At 37.8% G+C, this 6,759-nt stretch carries 8 protein-coding genes; all 8 read left to right on the plus strand.

The genetic code is table 11. The annotated features are described in order from the left end of the window. Window positions 1-160 precede the first annotated feature (160 nt). A complete protein-coding gene (locus JHC30_07005) occupies window positions 161-715 on the plus strand; it encodes a hypothetical protein (protein MCI4463895.1) in 555 nt (184 codons plus the stop codon). Continuing rightward, window positions 682-1,401, plus strand: coding sequence for a DUF364 domain-containing protein (locus JHC30_07010; GenBank protein ID MCI4463896.1), 720 nt, complete (start codon window positions 682-684; stop codon window positions 1,399-1,401). The genes JHC30_07005 and JHC30_07010 overlap by 34 nt, the downstream gene beginning before the upstream one ends. Continuing rightward, the gene (locus JHC30_07015) at window positions 1,398-2,771 is read left to right on the plus strand and encodes an ABC transporter substrate-binding protein (GenBank protein ID MCI4463897.1); all 1,374 of its coding nucleotides are present in this window, start codon (window positions 1,398-1,400) and stop codon (window positions 2,769-2,771) included. The genes JHC30_07010 and JHC30_07015 overlap by 4 nt, the downstream gene beginning before the upstream one ends. A gap of 1 nt (window position 2,772) precedes the next feature. Next, window positions 2,773-3,531 carry an ABC transporter ATP-binding protein gene (locus JHC30_07020; protein MCI4463898.1) on the plus strand — a complete coding sequence of 253 codons (759 nt, stop codon included), beginning with the start codon at window positions 2,773-2,775 and terminating at the stop codon, window positions 3,529-3,531. Beyond that, window positions 3,503-4,525, plus strand: a complete 1,023-nt coding sequence (locus JHC30_07025; protein MCI4463899.1) for an iron ABC transporter permease — start codon at window positions 3,503-3,505, stop codon at window positions 4,523-4,525. The genes JHC30_07020 and JHC30_07025 overlap by 29 nt, the downstream gene beginning before the upstream one ends. Before the next feature lie 385 nt (window positions 4,526-4,910). After that, entirely contained in the window at window positions 4,911-5,084 is a 174-nt protein-coding gene (locus tag JHC30_07030; GenBank protein ID MCI4463900.1) for a hypothetical protein, read from the plus strand. 175 nt (window positions 5,085-5,259) lie between these two features. Further along, window positions 5,260-5,817 (plus strand): TetR/AcrR family transcriptional regulator, encoded by a 558-nt coding sequence (locus JHC30_07035; protein MCI4463901.1) that lies wholly within the window; start codon window positions 5,260-5,262, stop codon window positions 5,815-5,817. Continuing rightward, window positions 5,814-6,759: SDR family NAD(P)-dependent oxidoreductase (locus JHC30_07040; protein MCI4463902.1), on the plus strand; the 946-nt coding region annotated here is incomplete at its 3' end. The genes JHC30_07035 and JHC30_07040, both read left to right, overlap by 4 nt.

Raw genomic sequence — 6,759 nt, forward strand, 5'->3', positions numbered from 1 at the left:
ATCTTTCATAGTCACCCCCTGGGGTTACTAAGTTACCCTATGGTTACCATGTTACTCTGGGATTACATAATTACACCAAAATTTGAAAATCAGTAATATACCTTTCTCTTGACATGATGGCAAAAAAATGTATAATTTGTTGACCATATTGATGCTAAAGATGGAAAAGATTGAATTTAAAAGTGTGCAACCAGGTTTAAAAATCGCTCTTATTGGTGACATAGGAATTGGTAAAAGCACCGTTTTGAATAGGGTATTGTCTTCAATCGATGAAATTCCTTATGGCTTCAGGACATTTCCTGTGATTGAAGGAAGTGCGCTTAAAGGATTTAAGATAGTAAATTTAAGGACACTTGAAGAAGCACCTATTGGCAATTTTGACGAGAATTTTGTAATTCACCCTGTTACCGATGGATTTGAAACTGTTGGCGTAAAGGCATTAGAGGACGCACTCAATTTTGGAAAAGTAATCGTAATGGACGAACTTGGATTCCTTGAAAAAGACGCTTTAAAATTTAAAGAGATGGTTTTTAAGGTCCTTCAAAGTGATAAACTTGTTTTTTATGTTGTGAAATCAGACCTTAACGCGTTTTTGAAAGATACACTCAAGTTTGCAAGCCGTATTTTTGAGGTAAACAAAGCAAATAGGGACAAACTCCCAGAAGAAATCTGGAGGTATATATGGGATTATATGAAGATCTCATCGAAAGCGTAAAGCCGCAACACTCCGAGGCTGTAAAAGATGTAAGGATTGGTAATGTGTGGAGTGCAGTTCAATCAAAGGATGTTGGCATTGCTCTTACATATTCAACTATGTATGACGAGGTTGAGGATGCAGGCAATTTAGTTGGGAAAAGCGTGAAAGAGTTATTAGACTATATGCTTACTTTTAACCTTACTAAAATTTCTATTGGTGTTGCTGCACTTAATTCCGTGATACCTTTGCCTTCTCGATACGAGACTTTTAATATCCTTGATTATATTGAAAGTGTTTCAGATAATAAAAGGGTTGTCTTCGTAGGACACTTCCCGATATCAGATGGATTAAGAAGTAAAGCAAAAGAAGTTATAGTCCTCGAAAGAAACCCAAGAGAAAATGACTTAATTGACACAGCAGCCTATTACATAATCCCCGATGCGGATATTGTTGCAATAACTGGCTCTACTCTTGCAAATAAAAGCCTTGAAAGCCTCCTTTCACTTAAAAGGAAGGGCATAACGATTGTTTTTGGGCCTTCAACACCAGCATCCCCTGTCCTTTTTGACTATGGTGTGGATATAATAGGTGCATCAGTTGTCCAAAATCCGCAGTTTGTTCTTAATGCAATTTCTCAGGGCGGAAAACTTTCAAACTTTAAAAGATATCTTGAGTTTATAGTTTTAAGGAGGGAACAAAGATGAAAAAGCTTGTCTTATTTATCCTTATCTTTGCATTAGTTTTTAGTCTGTATCCTGTAAAACCTCTTAAGGCTGCTTCTTATGTGCCTGTGGGGACATTTGAATTTAGCGATGGAAGCCCGAATTTCAAGATAGACAACTTTAAGCGGACGCTTGATGTTGCACCAATTTCAAAGGGTGATACTCTTTTTGTCCCGATAAGAGCGGTTATTGACGAATTGGGTGGGACAATTTCATACAATCCAAAGGAAAAGTTAGTTACAATCACTCTCAATAGCACGAATGTGAATTTGTGGCTTAATAAGGATATTGCGCTTGTGAATGGGAAAAGTACATCTATCGAAATGCCCGTTATTAAGAATGGGCGAATGCTTGTTTCTATTAAGGACATTACAAGCCTTTTTTCAGGCAACATAATCTCTAAAAATTCTTTTGAACTTCCCAAACAACTTGTTGAGGCGTTCGACACAACGGGCAGGCGCATAATGGTGCCAAAGAGGATTAATAAGATTGTTTCCCTATATCCAATGGCAACATTACTTTTATTCCCGCTCAATATGCAGGATAGAGTTATTGCAATGCCTGTTGCAAAGGTCTTGAATATGGACAACTTTGAGAAGGTTTTCCCTGGGGCAAAAAATATTCCAAGTGCAGGCGATTTCAGGAATCCAAATGTTGAGACAATTTTAACATTCAAGCCCGACCTTGTCATTACAAGCGCAACAACACAAATAAACAAACTTGTTGAAGTTGGTATCCCCGTTGCACTTCTTGATGTTGAAACGGTTTCAGGTGTCCTTAAGTCAACACAATTTTTGGGGTCAATTCTTGGGAAAAATACTGAGGCAAAAAATGCCCTTGTGTATCTAAACTCCAAACTATCATATATTGAAAGCAAGACAAAATATCTTCAAAACAAGAAGAAGGTTTACTTTGCAATTGGGAAACTCACACAAACAGCAGGCTCAACCCTTATTCAGAATGAAATTATAAGTCGAGCAGGTGGTATAAGTGTTACATCATCATTAAAAGGTGGAAAGGTTGATATCTCAATTGAGCAAATACTTAATTACAACCCTGACTATATTATCCTTGCACCGTACTGTGCAGATACCGTCCAATCCGTTCTCTCAAATAGTGCACTCCAGAATGTAAATGCCGTGAAGAACAAGAAAGTTTTTGTTATGCCTCAGTTTATTGGTTCTTATGACCTTCCAGAGCCTGAAGCAATTCTTGGGATAATGTGGCTTTCAAATACACTCTATCCAAATGAAGTTAACTTCGACCTCAAAAAAGAGGCAAAGGAGTTTTACAAGGCAATATTCAATTATGATTTGAAAGATACCGATTTAAATTATATTTTTGGGAGTTAGTATGATAAAAATTTCGGGTTTGAAGTTTGGCTATTTTGATACAGAAGTACTCAAAGGTCTCGACATAGAGGTTAGGGAGGGTGAGATTCTTGCCCTCCTTGGCCCAAATGGAAGCGGAAAGACGACCCTTTTGAAATTACTTTCAAAGATTCTTGAGCCTTCAGGTGGCACTATATTGATTATGGGAAAGGATATAAAGCAATATTCATATAATGAACTTGCAAAAACGGTCTCAATGGTGCCGCAGATTCACAGGGCAACACAACCTTATACTGTTTTTGATGTTGTGCTAATGGGGAGAAATCCGCAGATGGACTCGATGTTTCCTAAGGAATCCGATATGAAAATTGCTCTTTCAATACTTGAGGAACTTGGCATTGCACATCTAAAGGACAGACCATACACGGATATAAGTGGCGGCGAATTGCGGCTTGTCCTTATTGCAAGGGCATTAGCGCAGGAGTCCAAAATTATGCTTCTTGATGAGCCAACCGCATTTCTCGACTTTAAGAACGCTTCCCTTGTCCTTCAAAAGATTAATGAACTTAAGGAGAAAAAAGGAAAAACAATTGTTGTAACCCTTCACGACCCAAATGAAGCCCTGCAGGTTTCCGATAGGATTCTCCTTATGAAGAAGGGTGAAATTGTTGCAATAGGCACACCTGATAATGTCCTTTCTCAAGAAAATCTTAAATATGTTTATGGTATTGATGTTGAAAAGGTAAGTATAAATGGAAAAACATTCATCTACGCAAAATAGCGGAGATTACATCAAAACACCAAAAGAAAAACGATTTCTTAGTGTCGTAGTCCTTGCGATTGCCATAAATATCATATTCGCAGTTATTTCCATTTCTGTGGGGCGATTTAGCATAAGCCTTCAAAATATCTTTTTGTTCTTTTTGGGGAGACTTAAGGGCGTTGAGCAATCGGTAATTCTCGATGTAAGGCTTCCCCGGGTAATTGGAGCACTCCTGATCGGTGCAACACTTTCTCAAACTGGCGCTATCTATCAGGGAATATTCAACAACCCTCTTGTGTCGTCATACATCCTTGGTGTTTCGTCTGGTGCAGGGTTTGGGGCAGCGCTTGGGATACTTATTTCAAACAATATGGTAGTTGTGGAGGCATTAGCCTTTGCCTTCGGAATTTTAGCAGTCTTACTTACTTTGAGTGCCTCAAGGATAAAGAACGATAGCATTACGCTTGTCCTTGCAGGTTTTGTCATAGGAAGTCTCTTCCAGTCGTTTACATCATTTTTGAAGTATGTTGCAGACCCTTTTTCAAAGTTGCCACAAATTGTTTTCTGGTTAATGGGAAGCCTTGCGCAAATATCCCTTAAAGATGTTTATATTTTTGCACCTATCCTTCTTTTGTTCTTAATTGTTGTATCCTTTTTCGGGTGGAAATTAAACATCCTTTCCTTTGGCGATGAGGAAGCGATAAGCCTTGGCGAAAATCCAAAGGCACTTAAAAGGACTCTTATCGTGATTACAACCCTTCAAACAGCAATTGTCGTATCCCTGGGTGGCGTTATTGGATGGGTGGGGCTTATTGTCCCACATCTTGTAAGGTTTGTTGTAGGCTATGACAACAGGTATGTTTTGCCTTTATCAGCTCTTTTTGGTGGGGCGTTTCTTCTTCTCATTGATACAATCTCAAGGACAGTGTTCCCCTCGGAAATCCCAATTGGTATCCTCACTGCAATCGTTGGTGCCCCTTTCTTCATAGTCCTCATAAGGAAAAAGCCGTAAAACGAGGGCTTTCATTACAACACTAAGTATTAATTTTTTCACTAGACCCTGTTTCCGTTATTAAGAGCTAAACAAAATATTTATTTCAAAAACTTTGCTTAATATATTGCAATTACAGTTCGAAACATTGCTACAAGGTACCCCCGTGGCAAATGTCCAGTTGAGTCAAAGGGCATTTATTTTTTAAGTCTTACGAACTATCGAAATTCCCAAATCCTATCTCTTACAAAATGACAGTTTCAACTCTTATTCTGCTCAAAAGTATGATGCACTCATTGAAACAATTGCTAAATAATTTCTTTAAACTTGTTCTTTCAAGATATTTTTTACTTCCTGCATCGAATCCTATCTAAATTATTTCTACAAAATAAAGCGGTATGATCTTATGAGAGTAATTCCCTATAACCTTCTGATATACCTTGCAGTTGATGTTTTTATGAGCGAAAAAGATGATGCCGAACCTGTAGAACTCTTCGAAAACAAGACAATTAGAATTGAGTTAAATGCATACATTAACGTGAACGACACTTCCCCATTTTATTATCTAATATTGTATTAGTCAGTGTCTTGTACCGATAAAGTGCTTTGAGCAATTTTTTGAATTGCAAGCATAAATATCTTGCAAAATTATGAAAATCGGCTATAATATGACTGACCAGTCAGTCAATAGAGGCAGAAGTTTATGAAGTATAGACCGGTTAAGATTAAGGATTGCAAAATTTTTGGAGGTTTTGATGGATGGGATAAGCAAAAAAGAGAAAATTATTGAAGTGGGGGAGAAACTTTTCCTCGAGAAAGGGTTCCCGAATACATCTGTAGACGATATTACGAATGCGCTGGGGATTGCAAAAGGGAGTTTTTACACATACTTTTCTTCAAAGGAAGAGCTTTTAAAGGAAATTGTGAACAGGACTCTAAAAAATATCTATGAGGAACTATCAAAGTTTTCATCGGAACACAAGAGTTTGGAAGAGGCGTTTGAAGAGTTTGTTGCACTTAATATTGAACTTGCAAAATCTTATGGCCCATCGATTGTGGTGTCTTTAAGGGACTTTGGGATGTTCCTTGAGAATGGAAGCGAAAAAGCGCTTGGCAGTTCGATTATGGATAGCATAAAAGGACTTATAGAAGATTTCCTTAAAAATACCGTGGGATATGCAAGTGAGGAGAGTGTTGCATATATAACAGGCATTGCACTCTCTATATGGATTGAAACATTCTTTTTAAAAAGAGCGATTGATAAAAAAGAAATGGCAAATTTAATTTTAAATGGCTTGGGGAGGCAGAAGTGATAGCAGTAATTGGAGCAACGGGGCATCTTGGGAATGTCCTTGTAAGAGAACTCCTCAAAAGAGGAGAAAAACACATTGTTTGTATTGTACCAAAAGGTGAGGACTTAACGCCTTTAACCGGGCTTGATGTTGAGATGAGAACCGCCGATATAACGGATTATGACAGTATCTACAAAGCTCTTATTGGTGTTGATTATGTGTATCATACGGCAGGTGTAATATCGATAAATAAGGGTGAGTGGGAAAAGTTGTATAAGGTGAATGTCCTCGGGACAAGAAATGTTGTTGAGGCGTGTTTGAATAATCGTGTAAAAAGGCTTGTTTATACAAGTTCGATACATGCGTTTAAAGAACCTAACAAGAATGAGTATATAACAGAAAAAGAGCCACTTCAACCGCTATACGGAGAATACGCAAAATCAAAGGCACTTGCAACTATTGAGGTTTTAAAAGGAGTTGAAAGAGGCCTTAATGCAGTAGTTGTTGCACCAACCGGTATTATTGGTCCTTATGACTATAAAGTTTCGGAGATGGGCACACTAATCCTGAAATATATGAAAAGCAAGGTGTTTTTCTATGTTGATGGTGCATATGACTTCGTTGATGTACGGGATGTTGCAATAGGCGAGATCCTTGCAATGGAAAAAGGAAAGACGGGCGAGATTTACATTTTATCAGGCGACAAAATAGAAGTGAAAGAGATTTTGAATATTCTTAGAAGTGTTTCAGGGAAAAGGATTCCACATATAAGAATGCCTATGGCTTTAGCGAAGTTCTCAGCTATCTTTACACCTCTTGTTTCAAAAATTACAGGAGAAAAGCCACTTTTTACGTCTTATTCTCTTTCGGTATTGAATTCAAATTCAAATGTTTTGAAGGACAAGGCAGTTAAGGAATTGGGATTTTCTTCAAGACCATTGAATGTTTCCTTAAAGGATGCAT

It is taken from the genome of Caldisericum sp., assembly GCA_022759145.1.
In the GTDB taxonomy this organism is placed as follows: Bacteria; Caldisericota; Caldisericia; order Caldisericales; family Caldisericaceae; genus Caldisericum.

Coding starts and splice junctions, on each gene's coding strand:
- JHC30_07005 (MCI4463895.1), top strand. CDS start 161: ATGGAAAAGATTGAATTTAAAAGTGTGCAACCAGGTTTAAAAATCGCT.
- JHC30_07010 (MCI4463896.1), top strand. CDS start 682: ATGGGATTATATGAAGATCTCATCGAAAGCGTAAAGCCGCAACACTCC.
- JHC30_07015 (MCI4463897.1), top strand. CDS start 1,398: ATGAAAAAGCTTGTCTTATTTATCCTTATCTTTGCATTAGTTTTTAGT.
- JHC30_07020 (MCI4463898.1), top strand. CDS start 2,773: ATGATAAAAATTTCGGGTTTGAAGTTTGGCTATTTTGATACAGAAGTA.
- JHC30_07025 (MCI4463899.1), top strand. CDS start 3,503: ATGGAAAAACATTCATCTACGCAAAATAGCGGAGATTACATCAAAACA.
- JHC30_07030 (MCI4463900.1), top strand. CDS start 4,911: ATGAGAGTAATTCCCTATAACCTTCTGATATACCTTGCAGTTGATGTT.
- JHC30_07035 (MCI4463901.1), top strand. CDS start 5,260: ATGGATGGGATAAGCAAAAAAGAGAAAATTATTGAAGTGGGGGAGAAA.